General features: G+C 57.7%; 22 protein-coding genes, 2 tRNA genes, 1 other RNA gene and 1 riboswitch. Of the genes, 21 read left to right on the top strand and 4 right to left on the bottom strand.

Annotation, left to right across the window (positions count from 1 at the left end; all coding sequences use genetic code 11):
• The first annotated feature begins 14 nt into the window (after nucleotides 1–14).
• The gene (locus tag ACRTGH_RS00880) at nucleotides 15–299 is read left to right on the top strand and encodes a glutaredoxin family protein (protein ID WP_368847801.1); all 285 of its coding nucleotides are present in this window, start codon (nucleotides 15–17) and stop codon (nucleotides 297–299) included.
• 106 nt (nucleotides 300–405) lie between these two features.
• On the opposite strand, the gene rpsT is transcribed toward ACRTGH_RS00880, so the two are convergent.
• Nucleotides 406–669 carry a 30S ribosomal protein S20 gene (gene rpsT, locus ACRTGH_RS00875; RefSeq protein ID WP_368847800.1) on the bottom strand — a complete coding sequence of 88 codons (264 nt, stop codon included), beginning with the start codon at nucleotides 667–669 and terminating at the stop codon, nucleotides 406–408.
• Between the two features lie 155 nt (nucleotides 670–824).
• Here rpsT and ACRTGH_RS00870 point away from each other — a divergent pair, with 155 nt between their 5' ends.
• The 6 genes from ACRTGH_RS00870 to trpB all read left to right on the top strand — a co-directional run bounded on the left by ACRTGH_RS00870 (nucleotide 825) and on the right by trpB (nucleotide 4,837).
• Nucleotides 825–1,280, top strand: coding sequence for an RpiB/LacA/LacB family sugar-phosphate isomerase (locus ACRTGH_RS00870; RefSeq protein ID WP_368847799.1), 456 nt, complete (start codon nucleotides 825–827; stop codon nucleotides 1,278–1,280).
• A gap of 90 nt (nucleotides 1,281–1,370) precedes the next feature.
• Nucleotides 1,371–1,446, top strand: a tRNA-Asn gene (locus ACRTGH_RS00865).
• Between the two features lie 2 nt (nucleotides 1,447–1,448).
• Nucleotides 1,449–1,523 (top strand) — tRNA-Glu (locus ACRTGH_RS00860).
• Between the two features lie 169 nt (nucleotides 1,524–1,692).
• The gene (locus tag ACRTGH_RS00855) at nucleotides 1,693–2,319 is read left to right on the top strand and encodes a hypothetical protein (RefSeq protein ID WP_368847798.1); all 627 of its coding nucleotides are present in this window, start codon (nucleotides 1,693–1,695) and stop codon (nucleotides 2,317–2,319) included.
• Nucleotides 2,320–2,491: 172 nt separating this feature from the next.
• Nucleotides 2,492–3,601 carry a M48 family metallopeptidase gene (locus ACRTGH_RS00850; RefSeq protein WP_368847797.1) on the top strand — a complete coding sequence of 370 codons (1,110 nt, stop codon included), beginning with the start codon at nucleotides 2,492–2,494 and terminating at the stop codon, nucleotides 3,599–3,601.
• Nucleotides 3,602–3,613: 12 nt separating this feature from the next.
• Nucleotides 3,614–4,837 carry a tryptophan synthase subunit beta gene (trpB, locus tag ACRTGH_RS00845; RefSeq protein WP_368847796.1) on the top strand — a complete coding sequence of 408 codons (1,224 nt, stop codon included), beginning with the start codon at nucleotides 3,614–3,616 and terminating at the stop codon, nucleotides 4,835–4,837.
• A gap of 206 nt (nucleotides 4,838–5,043) precedes the next feature.
• Here trpB and ACRTGH_RS00840 read toward each other — a convergent pair whose 3' ends face one another.
• Complete coding sequence (locus ACRTGH_RS00840) at nucleotides 5,044–5,580, bottom strand: LptA/OstA family protein (protein WP_368847795.1); 537 nt, start codon at nucleotides 5,578–5,580, stop codon at nucleotides 5,044–5,046.
• A gap of 205 nt (nucleotides 5,581–5,785) precedes the next feature.
• Here ACRTGH_RS00840 and ACRTGH_RS00835 point away from each other — a divergent pair, with 205 nt between their 5' ends.
• From ACRTGH_RS00835 to hslU, 14 genes are all read left to right on the top strand, one after another.
• The gene (locus ACRTGH_RS00835) at nucleotides 5,786–6,793 is read left to right on the top strand and encodes a deoxyguanosinetriphosphate triphosphohydrolase (RefSeq protein ID WP_368847794.1); all 1,008 of its coding nucleotides are present in this window, start codon (nucleotides 5,786–5,788) and stop codon (nucleotides 6,791–6,793) included.
• 185 nt (nucleotides 6,794–6,978) lie between these two features.
• Complete coding sequence (gene dnaG / locus ACRTGH_RS00830; RefSeq protein ID WP_368847793.1) at nucleotides 6,979–8,769, top strand: DNA primase; 1,791 nt, start codon at nucleotides 6,979–6,981, stop codon at nucleotides 8,767–8,769.
• Between the two features lie 78 nt (nucleotides 8,770–8,847).
• Entirely contained in the window at nucleotides 8,848–9,972 is a 1,125-nt protein-coding gene (rpoD, locus tag ACRTGH_RS00825; RefSeq protein ID WP_368847792.1) for an RNA polymerase sigma factor RpoD, read from the top strand.
• A 14-nt stretch (nucleotides 9,973–9,986) separates the two neighbouring features.
• Nucleotides 9,987–10,682, top strand: a complete 696-nt coding sequence (locus tag ACRTGH_RS00820) for a tRNA (adenine(22)-N(1))-methyltransferase (protein ID WP_368847791.1) — start codon at nucleotides 9,987–9,989, stop codon at nucleotides 10,680–10,682.
• Nucleotides 10,676–11,473, top strand: coding sequence for a Nif3-like dinuclear metal center hexameric protein (locus tag ACRTGH_RS00815; RefSeq protein WP_368847790.1), 798 nt, complete (start codon nucleotides 10,676–10,678; stop codon nucleotides 11,471–11,473). The genes ACRTGH_RS00820 and ACRTGH_RS00815 overlap by 7 nt, the downstream gene beginning before the upstream one ends.
• A gap of 43 nt (nucleotides 11,474–11,516) precedes the next feature.
• Nucleotides 11,517–11,872: RNase P RNA component class A (rnpB, locus tag ACRTGH_RS00810), an RNA gene on the top strand.
• 30 nt (nucleotides 11,873–11,902) lie between these two features.
• Nucleotides 11,903–12,047: riboswitch (cyclic di-AMP (ydaO/yuaA leader) on the top strand.
• A 39-nt stretch (nucleotides 12,048–12,086) separates the two neighbouring features.
• Nucleotides 12,087–12,716 carry a C40 family peptidase gene (locus tag ACRTGH_RS00805; protein WP_438474836.1) on the top strand — a complete coding sequence of 210 codons (630 nt, stop codon included), beginning with the start codon at nucleotides 12,087–12,089 and terminating at the stop codon, nucleotides 12,714–12,716.
• A 259-nt stretch (nucleotides 12,717–12,975) separates the two neighbouring features.
• A complete protein-coding gene (locus ACRTGH_RS00800; RefSeq protein ID WP_368847788.1) occupies nucleotides 12,976–13,341 on the top strand; it encodes a dihydropteroate synthase in 366 nt (121 codons plus the stop codon).
• Nucleotides 13,342–13,386: 45 nt separating this feature from the next.
• On the top strand, nucleotides 13,387–13,749 hold the full coding sequence (gene folB, locus ACRTGH_RS00795; protein ID WP_368847787.1) for a dihydroneopterin aldolase: 363 nt from the start codon (nucleotides 13,387–13,389) through the stop codon (nucleotides 13,747–13,749).
• Between the two features lie 53 nt (nucleotides 13,750–13,802).
• A complete protein-coding gene (gene dprA, locus ACRTGH_RS00790; RefSeq protein ID WP_368847786.1) occupies nucleotides 13,803–14,894 on the top strand; it encodes a DNA-processing protein DprA in 1,092 nt (363 codons plus the stop codon).
• A 62-nt stretch (nucleotides 14,895–14,956) separates the two neighbouring features.
• Nucleotides 14,957–17,464 (top strand): type I DNA topoisomerase, encoded by a 2,508-nt coding sequence (gene topA, locus ACRTGH_RS00785; RefSeq protein WP_368847785.1) that lies wholly within the window; start codon nucleotides 14,957–14,959, stop codon nucleotides 17,462–17,464.
• Nucleotides 17,461–18,774 carry a methylenetetrahydrofolate--tRNA-(uracil(54)-C(5))-methyltransferase (FADH(2)-oxidizing) TrmFO gene (gene trmFO, locus ACRTGH_RS00780; RefSeq protein WP_368847784.1) on the top strand — a complete coding sequence of 438 codons (1,314 nt, stop codon included), beginning with the start codon at nucleotides 17,461–17,463 and terminating at the stop codon, nucleotides 18,772–18,774. Before topA ends, trmFO begins: the two co-directional genes overlap by 4 nt.
• 11 nt (nucleotides 18,775–18,785) lie before the next feature.
• Nucleotides 18,786–19,328 carry an ATP-dependent protease subunit HslV gene (gene hslV / locus ACRTGH_RS00775; protein WP_368847783.1) on the top strand — a complete coding sequence of 181 codons (543 nt, stop codon included), beginning with the start codon at nucleotides 18,786–18,788 and terminating at the stop codon, nucleotides 19,326–19,328.
• Between the two features lie 19 nt (nucleotides 19,329–19,347).
• Nucleotides 19,348–20,748, top strand: a complete 1,401-nt coding sequence (gene hslU, locus ACRTGH_RS00770) for an ATP-dependent protease ATPase subunit HslU (protein ID WP_488657295.1) — start codon at nucleotides 19,348–19,350, stop codon at nucleotides 20,746–20,748.
• A gap of 179 nt (nucleotides 20,749–20,927) precedes the next feature.
• Here hslU and ACRTGH_RS00765 read toward each other — a convergent pair whose 3' ends face one another.
• Both ACRTGH_RS00765 and ACRTGH_RS00760 read right to left on the bottom strand, forming a co-directional pair.
• Nucleotides 20,928–22,052 (bottom strand): ABC transporter permease, encoded by a 1,125-nt coding sequence (locus ACRTGH_RS00765; protein WP_368847781.1) that lies wholly within the window; start codon nucleotides 22,050–22,052, stop codon nucleotides 20,928–20,930.
• Nucleotides 22,049–23,170: an ABC transporter permease gene (locus tag ACRTGH_RS00760; protein WP_368847780.1), complete on the bottom strand. Its 1,122-nt coding sequence runs from the start codon at nucleotides 23,168–23,170 to the stop codon at nucleotides 22,049–22,051. The genes ACRTGH_RS00765 and ACRTGH_RS00760 overlap by 4 nt, the downstream gene beginning before the upstream one ends.
• Nucleotides 23,171–23,184 lie beyond the last annotated feature (14 nt).

The raw sequence follows: 23,184 nt of genomic DNA, 5'->3' as shown, positions 1-23,184 counted from the left end.
GGGAGGAAAAGAGCATGAAGACGATCACTGTTTTGCATATGGAAGGCTGCCCGTACTGCAGGAACGCCATCCGGGCGATGGATGAACTGGAGAAGGCGCATTCCGCCTATGAGGAAGTGCCGATCGAATGGATTGAAGAGAATAAGGAGGCAGAAAGGGCGAGAGCTTTTGCCGGCAGCTACCATTATGTTCCCGCAATGTTTGTAGACGGCAGAAAGATCTACGAGGTGTACCCGGGCGAGAGCTACGAGGAATGCAAGGGGCATGTGGACGAGGTGTTTCGGGCAGCCTTGGATTAGAGGAAGCACGGAGAAATTCAGCATAGAAAAAATCCCATCGCTCTGGGCAATGCTTGAAGTTCATTGCCCAGAGCGATGGGATTATATCAGAAGCCTTTTGTAAGTCTCAGGCCATGGCGTTGACCTTGCGGGCCAGGCGCGACTTCTTGCGGCCGGCGCAGTTCTTATGAAGCACATGGTTCGCAGCAGCCTGATCGATCGTCTTGCAGGCGGCCTTCAGGCAGGCTTTCGCTTCTTCCGCGTTTCCGGCGGCAACGGCATCGAGAACGTGACGGGAGGCCGTGCGTACGCGGGATTTCTCGGCAGCGTTTTTGGCGCGGCGCTTTTCATCCTTACGGACGCTGCGGATGGATGCTTTGATGTTCGGCAAATGTTTCACCTCCCTTAAAAGAAATCATACTGTAGTATCTTAGCATGGATGAAAAGAAAATGCAATATCTAAATTTCCGGGCAGGGAAAAGAGGAAAGATTGCGAATAAATAGGATATGGAAGAAAAATGGAAGCAGACAAAGGAGGAAATGTTGATGGGAAAGACAATCGTCGTGGGCTCGGATCATGCCGGCTACCCGATGAAGCGCTTCCTGATGGAAAAGCTGACGGAGGCAGGCTGCACTGTGGAGGACAAGGGAACGTATGACGAGGTCTCCTGCAATACGCAGCCTTATGCGCAGGCCGTAGCCGAGGAAATCGCGGCGCATGGGGAAAAGCTGGGGATTCTCGTTTGCGGCACGGGTGCAGCGATGTGTATCATGGCGAACAAGGTCAAGGGGGTGCGCGCCGTCATTGCGCATGATCTCTTCACGGCGCAGATGATACGCACGCATAACGATGCCAATGTCCTCTGCTTGGGACAGCGCATCATAGCGAACGGCATGGCATGGGAGATTGTGCGCACATGGCTTTCCCACGAACCGCTGGGTGGAAAGTATGCCGACAGACGCAAGAGCATCGCGCTTTATGAGGAGGCGCATATGAACTGAATCCCGCATTTCCTGCGGAAAAAAATAATGCTTGCAACTCGCTGTGCGATGATGTATAATATCTCTTGCTGGTGCATGAGCATCCTTTATTCCTCGATAGCTCAGTAGGTAGAGCGCCTGACTGTTAATCAGGTTGTCGCAGGTTCGAATCCTGCTCGAGGAGCCAATGGCGCGTTGGTCAAGAGGTTAAGACACCGCCCTTTCACGGCGGCTTCACGGGTTCGAATCCCGTACGCGTCACCATGGAATCGGCAGCGCCGTTTGTCTTGAAGGCAGACGGCGCTTTTTTTGCGCCCCTATGGATTTTCGTTCTTTTTTAATAACATGGTCCGGCAGGATTTTTTCCGTTCGCGACGAAGTATTCAGCAAAAGAAATGTGGGCGAGATCTTGCAAGGAGAGTGGAGAGCCGCTATGCTTGTCGGTAATGTCGTTTGTTCAGTGGCCTTTTATTGCCAGCGCTGCGGGAAGATTCATGTACACGATGTGCCGTATTTTCTTGGCACAAAGCGGTTTGTGCTTCATTGTGAAAGCTGTGCGCACGAACAGGCGGTATTCGTGCGTCAGGAAAAAAGCCGCCTGGAGATCCGGGTGGCCTGTGTGGCTTGCGGCAGGGAACATGCTGTGAGCTATCGGTTTTCTCAACTCAAGCGCATGCGCCTGGAGAAGGTCTATTGCAGCCAGGATCATTTTGAGCTCGGGTATATCGGTCAGCGCCGCTTTATCGAGGAATTGCTCGCCTTCAGCCAGTCGGAATTTGAGGCGCTTCATCCGGCGGAGGGGACGAATTTCATCGGCAAGCAGCAGATCCTTCTCGAGGCTGTCAATCGCGTGCATGAGTTTGCTGCGGCGGGGGAGATTGTCTGCCCGTGCGGCAGCCATGACTTCATCGCCCAGGTGCATGGCAATTCTGTTTTGCTCGAGTGTGTCTCGTGCGGCAGCCATGCGATCCTGCCGGCCGAGAGTGCGGAGGATTTGCGCCATCTTGTGCACGGCGGCGATATCGGCTTTTTGGCGCCGGCTCTGCACGGCAAGCGGTGATGAGGCGTATATATTAAAAATGAAATCAAGACTTGCGCCGTATCTTCTGTGGGAAGATGCACCGCAAGTCTTGATTTTTTCACAGGAAAAGGGTTTCCTATTTGCTTTGTCGAAGTGGAACAAAACATTGTTTGCAATATTCGCGGTTCTTCGAAAGAAGGGGAGGAAAATGATGAAGGGGAATCTATGGAAAAAGCGCCTTGTTGCCGGCATTACTGCCTGTACAATGGCTTTTGGCGTGAGTTTCGCCCTGCAGCCGGCGCCTACGGCAGACGCCGGCTGGGGAGCGGTTATCGGCACGGTCATCGGCGGGTTCCAGGCCAAGGCGCAGGCGGAGCGTCAGATCAAGGAGCTTGACCAGACGGAAGAGGGGCGGCAGCAGCTTTTTGCCATGTTCAAGGACAAATACGGCGTGGAGGAAGAGTCTCCGTGGGAGAGCACTTGCGCGCGGGTCATGAATCGCGTGACCGACGGCATTGCCGTTTCGGATCCGTCGGTGCGGAAGAAGCCTTTTCTTTGGTTCATCAATCGCCAGGATTCGTTCAATGCGTTTTGCTCTCTCGGGCATGTGATGTCGATCAATCGCGGCCTTTTTCGCTATTTGCAGAACGAGGATGAAATCGCCGTTGTCATCGGGCATGAGATGGGGCATGGGATGAAGAACCATGTGGCGGATGCTTGGCGCAAGCAGATCGATGTTGCAATCGGGGCGCAGGTGCTTGCCAATGTGACGAATGCTACGGTTCTGCGCAATATCGTGCTCAATACGGTTGTCACGCATATCGACCGCGTGTCGATCGGGCGCGCGCATGAGTGGGAAGCGGACGGCCTGGCGCTCAAGTACATCACGGATGCCGGGTATAATCCTGGCGCCGCCGCTGCTGTCTGGCAGCGCTTCATGGAGCAGCAGGGGAACAATTCGCAGGATTTTGTCAGTGAGATGTTCGATCCGTCCGATCATCCGACGAACAAGGAACGGCGCGACAAGTACGCAAAGACGGTGAAGGAGTACAGCGGCGGACATGTCGATGTCAAGGACGGCGTTGTTTATGTCAACGGCAAGACGTTCGTCCAACCGCCCGAGACGCGGGATATGAGCAGCGCGGAGCGGGCGTATTTCGTGCAGGGGAATCTGGCGGCGGCCTATCATAATGGGCAGAATGAAAAGGAAGCCTATGCGGACGGCGATATCGTCATGCTGGGCAACCAGCCCATTATGCAATGCGTGTCCGGCAGCGGTGCGGCCTCCGCGCTCGCCGGACGTTTGAATCAAATCAAGTGAGGGAGAGAAAGCATGGATTATAAGCGTTATTTGAAGGAATATCCGAACAAGGAGGGGCGTTTTGGCAAATACGGCGGCGCGTATTTGCCAGAGGAGCTTGTGCCTGCGTTTGAGGAAATCAATGAGGCGTATCTGACGATTTGCCATTCGTCGCAGTTCATCAGTGAGCTGCGGCGCATCCGGCGGGAGTTTCAGGGACGGCCGACGCCGGTCTACCATTGTGAGCGGCTTTCGCGCGGGATCGGCAACTGCCAGATCTATTTGAAACGTGAGGACTTGAACCATTCGGGCGCGCATAAGCTCAACCACTGCATGGGCGAGGGACTTCTCGCGAAGTTCATGGGCAAGAAGCGCATCATCGCTGAGACGGGTGCGGGGCAGCACGGCGTGGCTCTTGCGACGGCGGCGGCGTTTTTCGGTCTCGACTGCACGATTTATATGGGCGAGGTCGATATCAAGAAGCAGGCTCCGAATGTGGCGCGCATGAAAGTGCTCGGCGCGAAGGTCGTGCCCGTGACGCGCGGTGCGAAGACGCTCAAGGAAGCTGTTGATGCGGCTTTTGAGGACTACCTCGTAAATTATAAGGAAACGATTTACTGCATCGGTTCGGCTGTCGGCCCGCATCCGTTCCCGATGATGGTGCGTGATTTCCAGACCGTCGTCGGCATCGAGGCGCGTGAGCAGTTCCGGGAGATGATGGGATTCCTGCCCGATGTTGTGACGGCTTGTGTGGGCGGCGGCAGCAATTCCATCGGCATGTTCGTGCCGTTCCTCGACGATCCCGTGGAGATTGTCGGCGTGGAGCCGCTGGGACTTGGTGCGAAACTCGGCGATCATGCGGCTTCTATGACGTATGGTGCGGAGGGCGTCATGCACGGTTTCGACAGCATCATGCTCAAGGACAAGGACGGCGAGCCTGCGCCTGTCTATTCGATCGCGAGCGGGCTGGACTATCCCTCTGTCGGCCCTGAGCATGCCTTTTTGCGCGAGGTCGGCCGGGTGAAATACGATACGGCGACGGACGAAGAGGCAGTGGGCGCGTTCTTCAAGCTCTCGCGTTATGAGGGCATCATTCCCGCGCTTGAAAGCTCCCATGCGGTTGCCTATGCCATCCGTCGGGCCAAGGAAATGGACACGGGGTCCATTCTCGTGAACCTCAGCGGCCGCGGGGACAAGGATCTCGATTATGTCATTGAGAAGTACGGTACGGGAGAGAAGTATCTTTCCTTCGACTGACTGCATAGAAGCTGCGGCCTCCGGGAGTGATTTTTTCTGCGGCCGCCTCGCTGGGCAAACCGTTTTGTAAAAATGCAAAGAAGCCCTCCCATTCCCCTCGATTGATTGCGGAGAAATGGGAGGGCTTTGGTTTGCAGGAGCCGCCGTGCAGGAAATCGCAGCGCGGCGGCATCCGGATCTGCGTCGTCGGGTTTTTCGAGGCTGCCTTACAGGAGCTCGTCCTTTCCTACGTCGTAGAAGGTGTGGTCTGCCCGGATTTCAGTGCCGTTTTTCTTGATCTTTACGTTGTCGTCGAACTGGGCGATTTGTGTATCCCAGTTGAAGATACCGCTGGAGGCACGAATGGAGAGGCCGGGGCGCTCAAGCAGGACATTGCCCTCAACGGCGACATCGTGGCTTTCGCCGATGACATGTGCCTTGTCGCTTGTCAGTTTGAGGCCCTGCTGTTCGACGACGATGGAGCCTTCGCACCAGACTTCGAAGTCTGTGACCTCCTGGTTGGTTGAGGTGTCGAATACGCCGTTTTTCAGGAATTTCAGGGCAGTCTTGATGTCCACCTCGGCATGGTCGGCGGAAACGGTACGGCCGTTGTCGGCGATGCGCACATTCCCGTCGAAGATGCAGCGTCCGGCAGAGAAGTCGAGGCGCATGGAATCGTAGGTGAACTTGGGCGCGGCAGAGGCTGCAGCAGCCAAAGAGAGGAGTGCAAGGAGCAAAAGAAACGAAAAGCGCAGTTTTTTCACGGTGGTTCTTCCTTTCTGCTGAGAAAAAAATCTTTTCTCTATGATACAGCAAGCGGCGGCGTTTTTCCAGTAAGATTTTTCTTAGTACAGAATTTGGCAGGACAAAGAGGCGGCTCTGCCGTATTTATACGAATATAGCAGAAAGAAATGCCGCTTTGCCATGGCACCGTCTGGCAGCGGAGGAGCGCGGAAAGGGGACGGCACGATGACGATACGGGAAAAGCGTGAGGAGCTGGAATATACGATGCTTTCGCCCTGGGCGGCGAAGAGCAGGGAAAGCCATAGGAACAAGCCCATCGATGCCTGCCCGTTTCGCACGGATTTCCAACGCGACCGCGACCGCATCCTGCACTCGAAGGCGTTTCGCCGCCTGAAACGCAAGACGCAGGTCTACATCGTGTCGGGAGATCATTACCGCACGCGCATGACGCACAGCCTCGAGGTGTCGCAGATCGCGCGCACGATTGCACGCGGGCTTTGGCTCAACGAAGATCTGACGGAGGCGATCGCTCTGGGTCACGATGTCGGGCATACGCCGTTCGGCCATGCGGGAGAGGCGGCGATGGCGGAAATCATCGGGCACTTCGCGCACAACGAGCAAAGCCTGCGCGTCGTCGAATATTTGGAACGCGAGGGCGAGGGGCTGAATCTTACTTTTGAAGTGAAGGACGGCATCGTGAACCATACGGGAAAGCATAGGCCCAAGACGCTGGAGGGCCGTATCGTGCGCATTGCCGATCGCATCGCTTACCTTTGCCACGATTATGATGACAGTATACGAGCCGGTATGCTGCAGGCGGGAGATTTGCCCAAAATCGTTTATGAGACGATCGGAGGGACGACTTCGGAGATGATTACGGGCATGGTCTCGGACCTCATCGTGCAGTCGACGGAGCGGGATGACATCCTGCTCTCGCCGAAAATGCAGGAGGTCATGGACGTGTTTCGCGCCTTTATGTTCAAGCAGATCTATCATTCGGACCGACTGGCGAGGGAAAGGCGGCAGGCCGTCTTTGTATTGCGCGAGCTCTTCGGTTACTATATGGAACATTTCGCGGAGCTTCCTGAGGAATTCCGTGTGCGCGAAGCGCGCTGGGGGCGCCGGCAGACCGTTGTCGACTATGTGGCGGGGCTCAGTGACAACTACGCTGTCCATACGTTTGCCCGCATCTTCATGCCGCCTGTCGGCTTTTCCGTGCCGGGCGGCGAATGAGGCGCCGCTGCCGCCTCGTGCCGCTTCCTTTGTTTGCTGCAGGGAGGCTGCAGTGAGCAAATTTTTCTCCGATTGTCAAGGGGAAAAAAGAGGATATTTTCATTTTGTAGGGAATATAAAATTTAGTGGGGCAGGGTTCGGATTTCCTGCGTGGAAGAGAGGGAAGCGGCAAAGGATGAAAGCGTATGAAAAATGAGGCGCTGGACGCTTTTGTAGAGCGCGTGCGCTCGGAAGCGGACATCGTTTCCGTCGTCTCCTCTTACGTCGCGTTGAAGAAAAAAGGAAACCGTTACTGGGGCTGCTGTCCTTTCCATCATGAGAATACACCGTCTTTTTCGGTGGTCCCCGAACAGGGATTTTTTTATTGCTTCGGCTGCCATGCCGGGGGCAATGTATTCAAGTTCCTCTCATTGATTGAAAACATTTCTTATTTCGAGGCGATCAAGTTTCAGGCGGAGAAACTCAATATTCCCTTGCCGGCGCGGGAGCGTACTCCGGCGCAAATCGCGCATGATGAGAAGGTAGAGGCGCTCCGCAGGGTGCATGAGATGGCGCAGGCGTTTTTTCATAACTGCCTGACAAAAACCCGCTACGGTGCGCCTGCGAAGGCGTATCTTATGGGACGCGGCGTGGATGCGGCGGTGATCGAGGCTTTTGGGATCGGCTATGCGCCCCCTGCCTGGGACAAGCTTGTGAAGGCCTTCGGGAAGCGCGGTATTGCGCCCACCCTTCTCGTGGAAAGCGGTCTGGCGGTGAAGCGCGCGAAGGGCGAGGGCTATTATGACCGCTTTCGCGATCGCGTGATCATTCCGATCCGTGATGCCAGGGGGCGCGTCGTGGCTTTTGGCGGACGTGTCCTCAGTGACGGCCAGCCCAAGTATCTGAATTCGCCTGAAACCGTCGTTTTCAACAAGCGTTTTTTGCTTTTCGGTCTCGACAGGGCTCATCGCGCGATAACGCGCGCCGGCTTCTCCATCGTCGTCGAGGGGTATATGGATGCGATTTCTGTGGCGGCGGCCGGCATTGAAAATGTCGTTGCTTCCCTTGGGACCTCCTTTACGATGGAGCAATGCAAGCTCTTGACGCGCTATGCGCCGGAGATCCGCTTTTGCTACGACAGCGATGCGGCGGGACAGGAGGCGACGCTGCGGGCGCTTTCCATTGCCCGTGCGGCGGGAGCCGCCGTCAAGGTTCTGCGAGTGCCCGAGGGAAAGGATCCCGATGAATTTATAAGGAACAACGGCGCGGCGGCATTCAAGACGCTGGTCGAGGAGGCCGTGCCGCTTGTGGAATACCGTCTCGCGCGCGTTTTGGAAACGGCGGACAGGGAGAGCCTGCAGGGAAGGCTGGATGCGCTTTCAGCTCTTCTGCCCGTGCTCGGCGAGATACGGAGTCCGGCGGAGCTCAACAGCTATGTCCTGCGCGTGGCGCGGGATCTGACGCTCGATGAAGGGCTGGTTCGTGCCGAGATCGGCCGTGTTGCCGGCTCCTTGTCGCAGCCTGCGTCTGCGCGGGAAACGACGCGGCGCGCGTTTCGGAAGGTGGATGACGCCTTGCGGCGGGCGGGACGCATCGTTTTGCGAACGGCCTGGCAGGATGCGGGGGCAACCGAACATATAGCATCCCTCGTCCCTTTCGAGACATTCCCGGTGAAGGAACAGGCGGAGGTTTTGGCATGGATGCACGGGCTCTATCTCGCGGGTGAAATCCCGACGGATGTAAGAGCCCAGGCGGAGCTTTCCGAGGAAGCTTCTGCCGAGCTCAGCCGTGCCCTCGTCGAGGAGGCGGGCGGCGAGACGCCTCGTTTGCTGGAGGCCTATGAGGATGCGATGCATCAACTCCGCAAGGCGCATCTTGCCCAGCTTTACGAGGAGCATACGCGGCGTGCCGATCGTTGGGAACAGGAAAACGACGCACGATTTTTGCAGGAATTGGAAGAAATTCAGCGAATAAAGAACGAAATGGAAGGACTATGAGCAAAGAAAAGGCATTTTCCAGTGCGGACAGCCTTGTTCCGCAAAATGAAAAGAGCAGCAGAAAGGAGGCGCGAGTTCATGGCTGAGGCAAAGAAGGATGTCCTTGAGGAAGACAGGAAGCCGACCCATAGCTCTGCCGTAGTGGCATCCCTTTTGGAAAAGGGGCGCGGCAACGGCGGCGTGCTCACCTATGGTGAGCTGATGACGGCGCTGCAGGAGCAGGAGCTCACGCCTGACGAGATTGACGATCTGTATGAAACTTTCAACCGCAAGGGCATCGAGGTGGTTGACGACTCGAATCGCAGCCAGACGGAGAACGAGGAGGAAAAGCCGGAGGAAGAGGCGGATATTGACTTGAGCATCCCCGAGGGCATCAGCATAGATGATCCGGTGCGCATGTATCTCAAGGAAATCGGCCGCGTACCCCTTTTGTCTGCCGATGAGGAAATCGATTTGGCCAAGCGCATGGAAAACGGCGACGAAACGGCGCAGAAGGCATTGGCTGAGGCAAACCTGCGTCTCGTCGTGAGCATAGCGAAACGCTATGTCGGACGGGGCATGCTTTTCCTTGACCTCATCCAGGAAGGCAATCTGGGGCTCATCAAGGCCGTGGAAAAGTTCGATTACAACAAGGGGTATAAGTTCAGCACTTATGCGACGTGGTGGATCCGCCAGGCCATTACGCGCGCCATCGCGGATCAGGCGCGTACGATTCGCATCCCTGTGCATATGGTCGAGACGATCAACAAACTGATCCGCGTATCGCGCCAGCTGCTGCAGCAGCTGGGCCGTGAGCCGGCGCCGGAGGAGATCGCCGAAGCCATGGAAATCAGCGTGGAACGCGTGCGCGAGATCATGAAGATTGCCCAGGAGCCTGTTTCCCTTGAGACGCCGATAGGCGAGGAGGAGGATTCCCACCTCGGCGATTTCATCGAGGACCAGGATGCGCCGGCGCCGGCAGAGGCGGCGTCCTTCATGCTCTTGAAGGAGCAGCTTGAGGAAGTCCTCGATACCTTGACACCGCGGGAAGAAAAGGTTCTGCGCCTGCGCTTCGGCCTGGATGACGGCAGGGCGCGCACGCTTGAGGAAGTCGGACAGAATTTCGGCGTGACGCGCGAGCGTATCCGCCAGATCGAGGCCAAGGCTCTTCGCAAGCTGCGCCATCCGAGCCGCAGCCGCAAGCTCAAGGATTTTCTTGATTGAAAGGCAGGGAGGGCGTGCGAAAAAAGCAGGGGCTTGGTGCGCGTCTGGCGGCTGTCGCAGCTTTCGTGCACACGGGAGCCCGTCTTGCCGATATCGGGACGGATCATGCCGGCCTGCCGCTGGAACTGCTCGCTGCCGGTAAAATCTCCTGTGCCGTTGCCGCCGATGTGCATGCGGGTCCCTTTGAAGCGGCAAACCGAGCAGTGCAGAGCCGGAAGGCAAAGAACATCGAGGTGCGCCGAGGGGACGGGCTCACCGTCCTTGCACCCGGGGAAGTCGACGCCGTTGCCGTTGCGGGCATGGGAGGATCGCTCATCTGCCACATACTTGCAGAAGGCGCCGCCGTGCTCACGGAAGTGAAGAGCCTCGTGCTGCAGCCGCAGAATGATGCGGCAGAGCTGCGCGCTTGGTTGTACGATCATGGCTGGCATATCGCCGACGAGGCGTTGGCGCTGGAGGACGGCAGGATATACGAGATTCTTTTGGCAGAGCCGGGGGAAGAAAAAAAGCCCGATGCCCTGCTCCTTGAAATCGGTCCGGTGCTCTGGCGGAAGAAGCCGCCGCTTTTGCGGCGCCATATCGAGCGGCTGCTTTCACGGGAGCGCCGCATTGCGAACGGTATAGGGAAAAGCGAGAGCGCGAAAAAAAGCGCCGGCTATGAAGCCGTAAGAAAGAAAATAGCTGCACTGGAGGAGAAGCTTATATGGTAAGATGTCAGGCCGTCATGGAGGCGATGGAGCGCATAGCGCCGCGCCGTCTGGCGGAGGAATGGGACAATCCCGGCCTGCTCGTCGGCTCGCCCGGGGATGAGGTAAGCAAGATCCTCGTCGCGCTCGATGTGCGCGAGGAAACAATCGACCGCGCAATCAAGGATGGCTGTGATATGATCGTATCGCACCATCCTCTTATTTTTCGCGGTCTCAAAGCCGTGCGTACGGATGATGCGACAGGGCGCAAGATCGCTCGGCTGCTGCGTCACGGCATAGCCGTCTTTGCCGCCCATACGAATCTCGACAGCGCCGAAGGCGGCGTGAACGACGTGCTTGCCGAGCGTCTCGGCCTTGCGGAGGTTGCCGCTTTGATGCCGGGAGCCGAGGGGGAGGGCCTCGGACTCGGACGCGTCGGTACGCTTGCGGCATCGCAGCCGCTGCCGCTCGATGCGTTCGCCGAACTTGTCAAGCAGCGCCTCGGCCTTTTTGCCGTGCGTGTCGTGCGTGCAGGAGACCGCAAGGTGCGCCGTGTCGCCCTCTGCGGCGGCAGCGGCGCAGAATTCGTCGGCCGCGCGGCGGCGCTCGGCGCCGATGTCTATGTGACGGGCGATGTGAAATATCACGATGGGGAACGTGCGGTCGGTTTGGGAATCCATGTCGTCGATGCGGGGCATTTTGCAACCGAACAACTGATCGTCGAAAGGCTCGCCGAGGCTTTGACGGCACAGCTTGGCGGGACCGTAGAAATGTTCGCTGATACAAAATCTAGCGATTTCTTTCAGATTCTTTGACTAAATATATGAAAAGTGGTATAATAATCGCGTTGTGAGTTTGTTGAGCATCCGGGCAATCGCGGGCATGTGCCTGAGGAAAGTCCGGGCTCCGAAGGGCAGCGTGCTGGATAACGTCCAGCGGGGGAAACCCTAGGGAAAGTGCTATAGAGACTTAGACCGCCAACCGATGCAAGTCGGTTCGGCAAGGGTGGAAAGGTGCGGTAAGAGCGCACCAGCAGTCAGGTGACTGGCTGGCTAGGCAAACCCCACGCGGAGCAAGACCAAATAGGGAAGGGATGAGGCGGCCCGCCGACCTTCCGGGTAGCGTCGCTCGAGCTGTTCGGCAACGGACAGCCCAGATAAATGATTGCCGCTGCTTTGGCAGTACAGAACCCGGCTTACAGGGTGCCCGGCAAGCAAAGCAACAGATGAGCAAATACGCATAGCAGCGAAGAAAAGCCGAATCCAGCTCAGGAGCGGGGGAACCATAGTTCTTTGGGGTGAATGATGATGCCGCGTTTTTTGGCATCAAAAAGGGTGTTCTCTTCCCTAACCCGACAGCTAACCTCGTAGGCGAAATCAGAGAGGGAGTGTCCATTTGAGTAGAGTAATGCGTATTTTCGTACTAACTATGGTGATGATGTGTGGGTTTTCCATTGCAGGAGCTTCGGCGTTTCGCATTGGGGACCAAGGAAGCGATGTAGCGGAGATTCAAGGGCAGCTTGCAAGCCTTGGATATGACGTGGCGGCGGACGGGGACTTCGGTCCTGCGACAGCCGAGGCGGTCAAGGCTTTCCAGAGCTCGCAGGGTCTCGATGCCGACGGTCTCGTCGGACCGGCCACCTACTCGGCGCTTCTTGGCAAGAATATGCCGGAAGTGAGCCGTGGTTCGAACTACATCTCGCGCCGCGTCATTGCCGATTCGATGCAGTACCTCGGTGTCCCGTACGTTTTCGGCGGCACCACGCCGAGCGGCTTTGACTGCTCGGGCTATGTCCGTTATGTGTTTGCCAACGCCGGCGTCTATCTGCCGCGCATGGCCGATGAGCAGTTCGAGGTCGGTACGCCGGTTTCGACGAGCGAGCTCATTCCGGGAGACCTCGTGTTCTTCTCGACGTACACGTACGGTGCATCGCATGTCGGCATCTATATTGGCGACGGCAACTTTATCAACGCATCTTCGAGCCGTGGGGTGGCGATTGATTCGCTTTACAGCTCTTACTGGGGGTCCTGCTACATCGGGGCTCGCAGAGTGATGTAATTCATCTTTTGGGGGAGGCATTCGCCTCCTTCTTTTTTTGCAGCTGTTTCTGGCTTATCTCGTAAAAAGCTCATCCCAGAACGCATAGGCGAGCATGAGCAGGACGAGAAGAAGCAGGAAGATATCACCCATTGTTTACCTCTCTTTTGTTGTTTCGGGAAGCCGTGCGCCTGTCCGGACAGCGCTTCCCTAAAATTTTCTGTCGTTTCCGTTCTCTTTATGATACAATGATAGGAAATGGAGCGCAAGGGGGAGTTCAATGGAGCGAAAAGGCTTTGCCCTCGAGAGGATGGAGCCTTGGGGACGCGAAGCGGCGGCAGCGGCTCTCAGGGATATCGGCTGTACGGAAGCCGGGGTCGAGATCATGCGGGACAAGGCGGTTTTTTCCGTGGTTCGCGTGCATGATCTGCCGACGAAGGCGGCGAATGTCGTCAAGCAGACCTTTCTCTCCAAGGGGGCGGATGCCGCTGTTTCACGTCATGCTGTCGATCTCAGCGAGGAACGCACCGATGTGCTGCTTTTTGCGACGCTGGCGCAGTATCGCGAGGCGACTGCCGTGCTTGAGCGGCAGCCGTGGGGGCTTGCTGTGCTCGCTGCGGATCTTCGTGTTCTGCTGGGGATTTAAGGAAGCGCCGATCCGGTTGGGACAGGCAAGGGAGGAATGATTTTCATGGCAAAGATTCGGTTGATGAACATGCTGTTTTACGGTTTCCAGGGCATTTATGAGTATGAAAAGGAGCAGGGGGCAAAGTTCAGCGTCGACGTTGAGATGGTGACGCGCGACGACAAGGCCTGCGACACGGATCGACTCGAGGATGGCGCTGTGGATGCGGCCTCCGTTTACCCACTGATTCAGGATACGGTGGAGGAGACGAAGGTCAATCTCCTGATGACGCTGGCGGCTAAGACGGGGGATCGCATCTTGAAGAAATTCCCGCAGGTTGTCGAGGTCACGACGCGCATTCGCAAGCAGGCCGTGCCGATCCATGGACCGCTCGACTATGTGGAAGTCGAGGTGACGCGCAGCGCGTGAGCAGGTAAAAAGGCGCGGGTGAATTTCCGGGCTTGGCAAAGAGGGGGTGCGCCATGGAGCGCTTTTTTCTGGCAGCGTTGTGCCAGGCGCCCGGCGTGGGAAGCCGGATAGCGGCGCGGTTTGTCCAAGTGATGGGCGGCGCGGAAGCTGCTTGGTGTGCGGCGGCGAACGAATGGACGGCGGCCGGCCTTTCCAGAGAAAAAGCGGCGGCTGTCCATGCTTTTTGCCGGCGCAGCGAGGGCTTGCCGGAGGAGATCGCCGAGGTCTGCAAGCGGGGAGGCATAACGCTTTTTACGCCGGCAGATAAAGCCTATCCGGCACTTTTGCGGGAGATTTACAATCCGCCGCAGACGCTTTTTTGCCGAGGCTCTTTGGATTGTTTGGCGCAGCCTGCCGTCGCGATGGTCGGTTCGCGTCATGCCAGCGCTTATGGCAAGGCTGCGGCGGAGGATATCGCGCTCGGCCTTGCCGAGCGCGGTTTTGTCGTCGTGAGCGGTGCGGCGCGCGGCATCGATACGGCCTCGCATAAAGGGGCGCTCAAAGGCGGCGCGACGGTCGCCGTGCTTGGCTGCGGCGTAGATGTCGTTTATCCGCGTGAGAACGCACGGCTTTTGGCTGAAATTGCCGAAAAGGGCGCGGTCGTTTCCGAGTATGCTCCGCAAACGGCGCCGCTCGCCGCTTTTTTTCCTGCCCGGAACCGCATTATCAGCGGTCTTTCGCACGGCACGGTCGTCGTCGAGGCGGCGGAACGCAGCGGCTCCCTGATTACGGCGGAATTCGCCCTGAGCGAAGGGCGCGATGTCTTTGCCGTGCCGGGCAGCATCTATTCGGCGACGAGCCGCGGCTGCCATCAGCTGCTGCGTCAGGGGGCGCACATCGCTGTGTCGGCGGCAGATATCGTGTCTGAAATCGCGGCAAGCCCTGCAGAGAAATCCGCAGGGGAGCAGACGATGTCGGACGAGGAGCGGGCTGTTTACGGCTTGCTGTCACGCGATGAGCCGCGCTCTTTGGACGAGTTGATCTATCGTTTGCAGGGGAAGGCATCGAACGTGGCGTTCTTGCTCCTGGAAATGCGCCTGCGCGGGCTTGTCGAGGAAACGCCGGCTCATGGCTATATTCGCGCCGTGAAAGGCTCAGACACCTGAAGCGGCAGGGCCGTGGGGTTTAAGGAATTTGGACGTCAAGAGAGTTTTGAGGAGGGGCGGTTTTGCCAACAGCGCAGAAGAAGACGAGCAAGAAAACAGGAAAGAGAGCAGCGCCAACGACATTGGTTGTCGTCGAGTCTCCGGCCAAGGCGAAGACCATTGAGAAATATCTTGGCAAGAAGTATATGGTGCGCGCCTCCATGGGACATCTGCGCGATTTGCCCAAAAGCCAGTTCGGCATCGACGTCGAGCATGATTTTGCCCCCAAGTACATCAATATCCGCGGCAAAGGGGATTTGATCAAGGCGCTGAAAAAGGACGCAAAACATGCCGACAAGATTTATCTGGCCTCCGATCCCGACCGCGAAGGAGAGGCAATCGCCTGGCATTTGGCCTATATCCTGGGAGTGGATCCCGAGGAGGATTGCCGCATCGTTTTTAATGAAATAACGAAACCGGCTATACAGGCGGCTGTGAGGGAGCCGCATCCGATCAATATCGACCGTGTGGATGCCCAGCAGGCGAGGCGTATGCTCGACCGCATTGTCGGCTATAAGCTCAGCCCGCTTCTCTGGCGCAAGATCAAGAAGGGGCTTTCTGCCGGACGCGTGCAGTCTGTGACCGTGAAGCTCATCTGCGACCGTGAAAAGGAAATCCAGGCATTTGTGCCTGAGGAATACTGGACGGTCGGCATGAAGCTCAAAAAGGCAGGCACGACACAATTCAACGCCGAGCTTGCCCTGGTCGACGGCAAAAAACTGAGCCTCCATTCCAGGGCGGAAACGGATGCGCTCGTCGAGGACTTTTGCCGGCAGGAGCTTCGCGTGCAGGAAATCAAAAAGCGCGAGCGCAGGAGGAATCCCGTCGCGCCGTTCACCACGAGCAGCATGCAGCAGGATGCATCCCGAAAGCTCGGCTTCACTTCGCGCAAGACCATGATGGTGGCGCAGCAGATTTACGAGGGCGTCGATCTGGGCCGCAGGGGTCCTGTCGGCCTCATCACCTATATGCGCACGGATTCGACGCGTCTTTCCGACCTTGCGCTGGAAGAAGCGCGCGGCTATGTGGAAACGGCGTTCGGCGTGGCGTATCTGCCGGAAAAGCCCCAGATCTATGCCGCGGGCAAGAAGGCGCAGGATGCGCATGAGGCTATTCGCCCGACGAGCGTTGAGAATACGCCGGAGATTGTCGCGAAGTACCTTTCGCGCGACCAGCTGCGTCTCTATACGCTGATCTGGCAGCGCTTTGTCGCCTCCCAGATGATGCCTGCCGTATTCGATACCGTGAGCATCCGTATTGCGGCGGGCAAGCGCTATGTCGCCCGTGCGTCAGGCTCGCGTCTCAAGTTCCCGGGATTCCTCGCTGTTTATGAGGACAGCAAGAAGGAAAAGGACGTGCTCCTGCCGGAAATCGCGGAGGGCGATGCGCTTTCGCTCGTGCGGATCCTGCCCGAGCAGCATTTTACGGAACCGCCGCCGCGCTACAACGAGGCGTCGCTTGTAAAGACGCTTGAGGAAAAGGATATCGGCCGGCCGAGCACCTATGCTCCGATCATCGAGACGATACTCGCGCGCGGCTATGTCGTGCGGCAGGAAAAGCATTTTCAGCCGACGGATCTGGGCTTCCTCGTCAACGATATGCTGGAGGAGCATTTCAAGGATATCGTCGACGTGAAATTTACGGCGGGGCTGGAAAATGAGCTGGACGAGATTGCCGAGGGCAAGGTCGACAAGAATGAATTGCTCCGCGGCTTCTATGAGCCTTTTGAGAAGACACTGGAAAAGGCGGAAGAGGTGATTGGCGAAATCGAGGTTCCGGAAGAAGTGTCGGATGTCGTCTGTGAAAAATGCGGCCGTAATATGGTCGTAAAGCAGGGACGCTACGGCAAATTCCTGGCCTGCCCGGGTTTCCCCGACTGCCGCAATACGAAATCGCTTTTGAAGGATACGGGAGTGGCGTGCCCCAAGTGCGGCGGACGGATTGTCGAGCGCCGTTCCAGACGCGGCCAGCTCTTCTATGGCTGCGAAAGGTATCCGGAATGCGATTATGTGACATGGGATCAGCCGCTTACGGACAAGTGCCCCGAATGCGGCGGCCCCATGTTCCGCCATCGCTATAAGAATGGCCGTATGCTGCCCTATTGCGGCAATGACGCCTGCCTCTCGCGCGTGGATCATCCAATCAATAAGGAGATCGAAAAGAGCAAGGCGCGCCTGGAAGCGAAGAAGGCGAAAGAGGCGGCTTTGAAAGAGGCGGCGTCCGTCGGAGACGGGGCTGCGGAAGGCACGGCTGCTGAGACGAAAGCGGCAAAGGCGAAGACGAAGGCGGCAGGAAAAACAAAGGCGAAGACGAAGGCGGCAGGAAAAACAAAGGCGAAGACGGGAACCGCCAAGAAAAAAGCGGCGGCGACGGAAGAAAAGCCTGCAAAAGCCGCAAAGACTGCCGCGAAAAGTACAGGAACCGCAAAAGCTGTGAAGCCGAAGAATACGAAGGCCAAAACGGCTGCGAAAACGAAAGCTGCAAAGGCTTCGTCGGCAAAGACGGGCACGAAGAAGGGGACGGAAGATTGAAGAAGGTTATCATCGTGGGCGCCGGGCTTGCGGGCAGTGAAGCGGCCTGGCAGGCGGCCAGACACGGTGCGGACGTCGAGCTTTATGAGATGCGTCCGCTGCATACGACCCCGGCGCATAAAACAGCGGACTTTGCCGAGCTCGTTTGCAGCAATTCCCTGCGCGGCGCCGGGCTTGAGAATGCTGTCGGCGTCCTGAAGGAAGAGATGCGCCGCCTTTCGTCCGTCGTTCTTGAGGCGGCGGACGCCACGAGGGTGCCTGCGGGCGGGGCTCTTGCCGTTGACAGGGAGGGCTTTTCCCGCTATATCACAGAAAAGGTCACGGCGCATCCGCGGGTGCGCCTGCGCCGTGAGCGTCTCGACCGCATCCCCCGTGAGGACGGCGCCGTGACGATTGTGGCTTCCGGCCCATTGACGGATGGGGCTCTCGCTGAGGACATACAGAAGCTCGCAGGCGAGGCTTCTTTTTATTTTTACGATGCGGCGGCGCCCATTGTGACGCTTGAGTCCATTGATATGGAAAAAGCGTATCGAGCCTCGCGCTATGGCAAGGGCGAGGCTGCTTATATCAACTGCCCGATGACCGAGGAGGAGTACCGCGCCTTTTGGCAGGCCTTGACGACAGCGGAAACGGCGGAGCTTCATGCCTTTGAGAAGCCGCGCTTCTTCGAAGGCTGCATGCCCGTCGAGGTCATGGCCGCGCGCGGTGAAAGCACATTGCTTTTCGGTCCGTTGAAACCCGTTGGCTTGGAACATCCCGGAACCGGCGAACGGCCTTATGCCGTCGTGCAGCTGCGCCAGGACAATGCGGCGGGCACTCTCTACAACATCGTGGGCTTCCAGACGCATTTGAAATGGGGCGAGCAGCGGCGCGTATTCCGCATGATTCCGGGACTGGAAAACGCTGAGTTTATGCGCTACGGCGTCATGCATCGCAATACGTTCCTCGATTCGCCGCGTCTTCTTCTGCCGACGTATCAGCTCAAAAAGGAGCCGGCGCTTTTCTTTGCCGGGCAGATGACAGGCGTCGAGGGCTATGTCGAGTCGGCCGCTTCGGGACTTGTCGCGGGACTTAACGCCGCGCGCCTTGCTGCGGGCAAGACGCCGCTCGTATTTCCGCCGGAGACATGTCATGGGGCGCTGGCGGCCTATATCACGGAAGCGGAGCCGCGTCATTTTCAGCCGATGAATATCAATTTTGGCCTTTTGCCGCCGCCGGCAGGCAAGATCCGCGATAAGAAGCGCAGGAAAGAGATGCTTGCCGAGCGCGCTCTTGCGTCATTGAAGAACTTCCAGGAGGGGCTGGATTAGGAGGACAACGCATGGAAAACACATTTCACGCGACAACCATCGTCGCTGTGCGCCAGAAGGGAAAGACGGCAATCGCAGGCGACGGGCAGGTCACGTTTGGGCAGAACGCCATTATGAAATCGACGGCGCGCAAGGTACGCCGCCTTTATCATGGCAAGGTTATCGCAGGCTTTGCAGGTTCGGTGGCCGATGCCTTTACACTGTTCGAGAAGTTTGAAGCAAAGCTTGAGGAATTCAACGGAAATTTGATGCGCGCTTCGGTGGAGCTTGCCAAAGAGTGGCGCACGGATCGCGTCCTTCGTAAGCTCGAGGCGCTGCTCCTGGTGGCGGATGCCGAAACGCTCTTGATGATTTCGGGCAGCGGTGAGGTCATCGAGCCGGACGGCAATGTGGCAGCAATCGGCTCGGGCGGCTTCTACGCGCTCGCGGCGGCGCGCGCCCTCGTCAAGCACACGGAAATGGCAGCGGCTGAGATTGCCAAGGAAGCTTTGACGCTTGCCGCAGATATATGCGTATTCACGAATCACAATATCAAGGTAGAGGAGCTGGACTGATTTGAAGGAAAAGGTCGAAGTGGAGGAAGAGTTGCTGAACGAGCAGACCCCAAGGCAGATCGTGGAGGAACTCGATAAGTATATCGTCGGACAGAAGGATGCGAAGCGCGCTGTCGCCATTGCACTCCGGAACCGCTGGCGCAGCCGCAGGCTTGAGGCGTCGATGCAGGATGAGGTCATACCGAAGAACATCCTGATGATCGGCTCGACAGGCGTCGGCAAGACCGAGATTGCGCGCCGCCTGGCGAAGCTTGTCAAGGCGCCGTTCATCAAAGTCGAGGCGACGAAGTTCACAGAAGTCGGCTATGTGGGACGCGATGTCGAGTCCATTGTGCGCGACCTCGCCGAGACGGCTGTGCGCATGGTGCGTCAGGAGCGCATGGAAAAGGTGCGGGAAAAGGCGGCCGAGATGGCGGAGGAGCGCATTATCGATGTGTTCGTGCCGCAGCCGAAGAAGTCGCAGAACCCGTTGGGAAGGCTTTTCGGCGGCGCAGACGATGAGGAAAAAGAGGCAGCGGAAGGCGATAAGGAGCCTAAGTATGCCGCCGGCCGCGAATGGGTCAGGAAGCGTCTCTTAAACGGCGAATTGGAGAAAGAGCTGATCGAGATCGAGGTTGAGGACTCGGGAAAGCCGCTGGTCGGCATGTTCGCAGGCTCCAGTCTCGAGAGCATGGGCGACAATCTGCAGGATATGATGGCGAATCTCATGCCGAAGAAGCAGAGGAAGCGCAAGGTATCCGTCGAGGCCGCACGCAAGATTTTCCAGCAGGAGGAGGCGGCGAAGCTCGTCGATATGGAGGAAGTCACGGAGGCTGCACGCCATGCGGCAGAAAGAAGCGGCATCGTCTTCCTCGATGAGATTGACAAGGTGGCCGTCAAGGGACAGGGTTCCGGCCCTGATGTCTCGCGCGAGGGCGTGCAGCGCGACATCCTGCCGATTGTCGAAGGCTCGACCGTCATGACAAAGTACGGTCCGATCAAGACGGACCACATCCTCTTCATCGCGGCGGGAGCTTTTCACACGGCGAAGCCGTCCGATCTCATCCCCGAGCTGCAGGGCCGCTTCCCGATTCGCGTCGAGCTCAAATCCCTCAAGAAAGAGGATTTCCAGCGCATCCTTACCGAGCCGCAGAATGCTCTCTTGAAGCAGTATAAGGCGCTTCTCGCCACCGAGGGCATCGCGCTTGCATTCGCGGATGACGCCATTGAGCGCCTCGCGCAGCTTGCCTGTGACGTCAACGACCAGACGGAAAACATCGGTGCACGCCGCCTGCATACGATTCTGGAAAAGCTCTTGGAGGATCTTTCCTTCGAGGCTCCGGAAATGGAGGAGAAGGAAGTCGCCGTCGACGCCGCCTATGTCGACAAGAAACTCAAGGATATCGTCGTCAATCGCGATTTGAGCCAGTTTATTTTGTGATGTATGCCGTCCTCCCTATGCTCCTGTGAACTGGACCGAGGGCTGTCCATATTCTACGGCGGAGAGAGCTTCTTCCTCCTCTCGAAGGAGGTTCCAGAAAAGATTGCTGCGTGCGAGATGTTCTGAAATATTATAAAAAAGAGATTGCCGCAGGGTGACGACTGCGGCAATCTCTTTTTTTATATCGCTCGATTCCGGAACAGCCACATGGCAAAGGGCAGCGTGACGGCGGCGATGCAGAGCAGAGGGATGTAGTCGCCGATGAGGTCGGCGGCGACTGCGCCTTCCAGATAGATGCGCCGGATGGCCTCGACGGCGAAGCGCAGGGGATCGATATGCGTGAGGAGCCGGAGCGGCGGCGGCATGTTGGCGACGGGAGTCGCTATGCCCGAAAGAAGTACGAGCGGCAGCAGGAGGACGAAGGTGTAGACGAGAACCTGCTGCATATTGCGTGCGATGGCGGAGATGGAAAGCCCGATGCCCGTCGAACTCAGGATAAAGAGGAAAAGCGTCAAGTAGAGCGTGGCAAAGGAGCCGGAAAAAGGTATCTCGAACCAGAAGAGGCAGAGCAGGAGGAGCAGCGTGCTCTGCATAAGCCCGATGAGCATGGGCGGTATGGCTTTGCCGACGAGGATTTCTTTCGTGGAGAGCGGCGTGACGAGAAGTTGGTCGAAGGTGCCTTGTTCACGTTCCCTGGCTACGGAAAGCCCCGAAAGCATGATGACCTGCACGAAGGAAATCATGGCGATCAGGCTCGGCAGGAATGTCCAGCGTGTGATCTGGTTCTCATTGTACCAGGTGCGAATCGTGAGAGAGACGGCAGGCCGGAGGCCGAGACGCTCGTTGTTCCAACGGGTGACGATGGCGCCGGCGTATCCTGTGGCAAGTGTGGAAACGAGCGCATTGCGCCCGTCGGTAATGATTTCGATGGGGGCGGCTTCCCCGCGTGAGAGGCGTCTCTCGAAGTCTGAGGGGATCACGATGGCCATGCGGATGGACTCGGCGTCAACGAGGGCTTCGATGTCCGAAGGGACGGCAAGCACAGCGACCCGTGAGAAGGCGGGTGAGCCGTCGAAATGTGCGATCAGGCTGCGCGATGCCTCGCTTCTCGAGGCGTCGACGACGGCATAGGGAACGGAATCGAGATTGTAGTTGGCGACGTAACCGAAGAGAAATCCTTGGATGAGCACGGGCATGACCAGGGCAAGACGCATCCTGGGATCTTTCAGCATGGAAAGCAGCTCTTTCTGTCCGAGATAGTATATGGGGGCAAAAAAGCGCAGGAGCTTCTGCAGGGCAGTCATTCCCCCACCTTCTTTCGCGTCAGGCGGAAGGCCGTGCCGATGAAAAATGCGGCGAAGCCGAGAAGGACAGCCGAATTTTTCAGGACAAACGGCCAGTAGTTCCCCGTGAGCAGAAGGGATTTTAGAAGCTGCAGAAAATAGGGCATGGGAAGGAGCGTGCTCACGAGACGTATGACGAGCGGTGCGCTTTGCAGATCGAAGAGGAAGCCCGAGAGCATGACGGTGGGAAGAAAACTCAAGAGGAGCGCCATCTGGCAGGCGAGAAACTGATTTTTTGTCAGAGCTGAAATCACGAGTCCCAAGCCGAGCGCCATGGCGAGGTAGAGCATGGCCGTGCCGAGGATCAGCACGAGGGAACCGCGCATGGGAAGATCGTAGAGCAGATGGCCGACGATGAGGCAGAGAACCATGCCTGTCATGGCGATGACGAAGTAGGGAATCATTTTGGAAAGCACGAGTTCAATGCTTTGCACGGGCGTGACAAAAAGTGCCTCGAAGGTGCCGCGCTCCCACTCGCGTGCCATGACGACTGCTGTGAGGAATACGCCGACGATGGTCAGAACGAGCATCAGGAGACCGGGCACGAAAAACCATGTGCTTGTGTTGGCGTCGTTGAACCAAACGCGGTTGATGATTTCCGCGTGCCCGACCGGCCGGTTTTTCAGGCTGTTTTTCAGCGCCTGCTGCAGGATGATTCCCTCGAAATAGCCTTGTGCCGACATGGCGGTCGTAGCCTCGACGCCGTTCAGCAGGAGTTCCAGGCGGGCGGTGCCGCGATAGAGGTTTTCACTGAAGTCGGAGGGAACGATGAGAATGGCGTCGGCTTCGTGGCGGCGCATCATCTCTTCTGCTTCGGCGCGTGCATGGAGGTAGGTGGGAGCGAAATAGTCGCTTCCGTCGAGAAAACGCAGGGTTTCGCGCGCTGTGGGGGAGCTGTCTTCCAAGACGACGGCGACAGCTACGTTTTTTACATCGAGGGAAAGGCCGTAGCCGATGATGAGGATGAGGACGAGCGGCAGCACGATGCCGAGCAGGATGCTGCCGCGATCGCGCAGAAGCTGGTGGAATTCCTTGCGTGTGAGAGCCGCAAGACGCCGGAAAAAGGCGAAGTGATTCATGTTGGCTCCTCCCT

This window comes from Selenomonas oralis, from assembly GCF_051603425.1.
Classification (GTDB): domain Bacteria; phylum Bacillota; class Negativicutes; order Selenomonadales; family Selenomonadaceae; genus Selenomonas; species Selenomonas sputigena_A.
Note: the sequence above shows the minus strand (reverse complement) of the source record. Positions and strands in the feature narration are given on the sequence as shown.

Coding starts and splice junctions, on each gene's coding strand:
- ACRTGH_RS00880 (WP_368847801.1), top strand. CDS start 15: ATGAAGACGATCACTGTTTTGCATATGGAAGGCTGCCCGTACTGCAGG.
- ACRTGH_RS00870 (WP_368847799.1), top strand. CDS start 825: ATGGGAAAGACAATCGTCGTGGGCTCGGATCATGCCGGCTACCCGATG.
- ACRTGH_RS00855 (WP_368847798.1), top strand. CDS start 1,693: ATGCTTGTCGGTAATGTCGTTTGTTCAGTGGCCTTTTATTGCCAGCGC.
- ACRTGH_RS00850 (WP_368847797.1), top strand. CDS start 2,492: ATGAAGGGGAATCTATGGAAAAAGCGCCTTGTTGCCGGCATTACTGCC.
- trpB (WP_368847796.1), top strand. CDS start 3,614: ATGGATTATAAGCGTTATTTGAAGGAATATCCGAACAAGGAGGGGCGT.
- ACRTGH_RS00835 (WP_368847794.1), top strand. CDS start 5,786: ATGACGATACGGGAAAAGCGTGAGGAGCTGGAATATACGATGCTTTCG.
- dnaG (WP_368847793.1), top strand. CDS start 6,979: ATGAAAAATGAGGCGCTGGACGCTTTTGTAGAGCGCGTGCGCTCGGAA.
- rpoD (WP_368847792.1), top strand. CDS start 8,848: ATGGCTGAGGCAAAGAAGGATGTCCTTGAGGAAGACAGGAAGCCGACC.
- ACRTGH_RS00815 (WP_368847790.1), top strand. CDS start 10,676: ATGGTAAGATGTCAGGCCGTCATGGAGGCGATGGAGCGCATAGCGCCG.
- ACRTGH_RS00805 (WP_438474836.1), top strand. CDS start 12,087: ATGGTGATGATGTGTGGGTTTTCCATTGCAGGAGCTTCGGCGTTTCGC.
- ACRTGH_RS00800 (WP_368847788.1), top strand. CDS start 12,976: ATGGAGCGAAAAGGCTTTGCCCTCGAGAGGATGGAGCCTTGGGGACGC.
- folB (WP_368847787.1), top strand. CDS start 13,387: ATGGCAAAGATTCGGTTGATGAACATGCTGTTTTACGGTTTCCAGGGC.
- dprA (WP_368847786.1), top strand. CDS start 13,803: ATGGAGCGCTTTTTTCTGGCAGCGTTGTGCCAGGCGCCCGGCGTGGGA.
- hslV (WP_368847783.1), top strand. CDS start 18,786: ATGGAAAACACATTTCACGCGACAACCATCGTCGCTGTGCGCCAGAAG.
- ACRTGH_RS00765 (WP_368847781.1), bottom strand. CDS start 22,052: ATGACTGCCCTGCAGAAGCTCCTGCGCTTTTTTGCCCCCATATACTAT.
- ACRTGH_RS00760 (WP_368847780.1), bottom strand. CDS start 23,170: ATGAATCACTTCGCCTTTTTCCGGCGTCTTGCGGCTCTCACACGCAAG.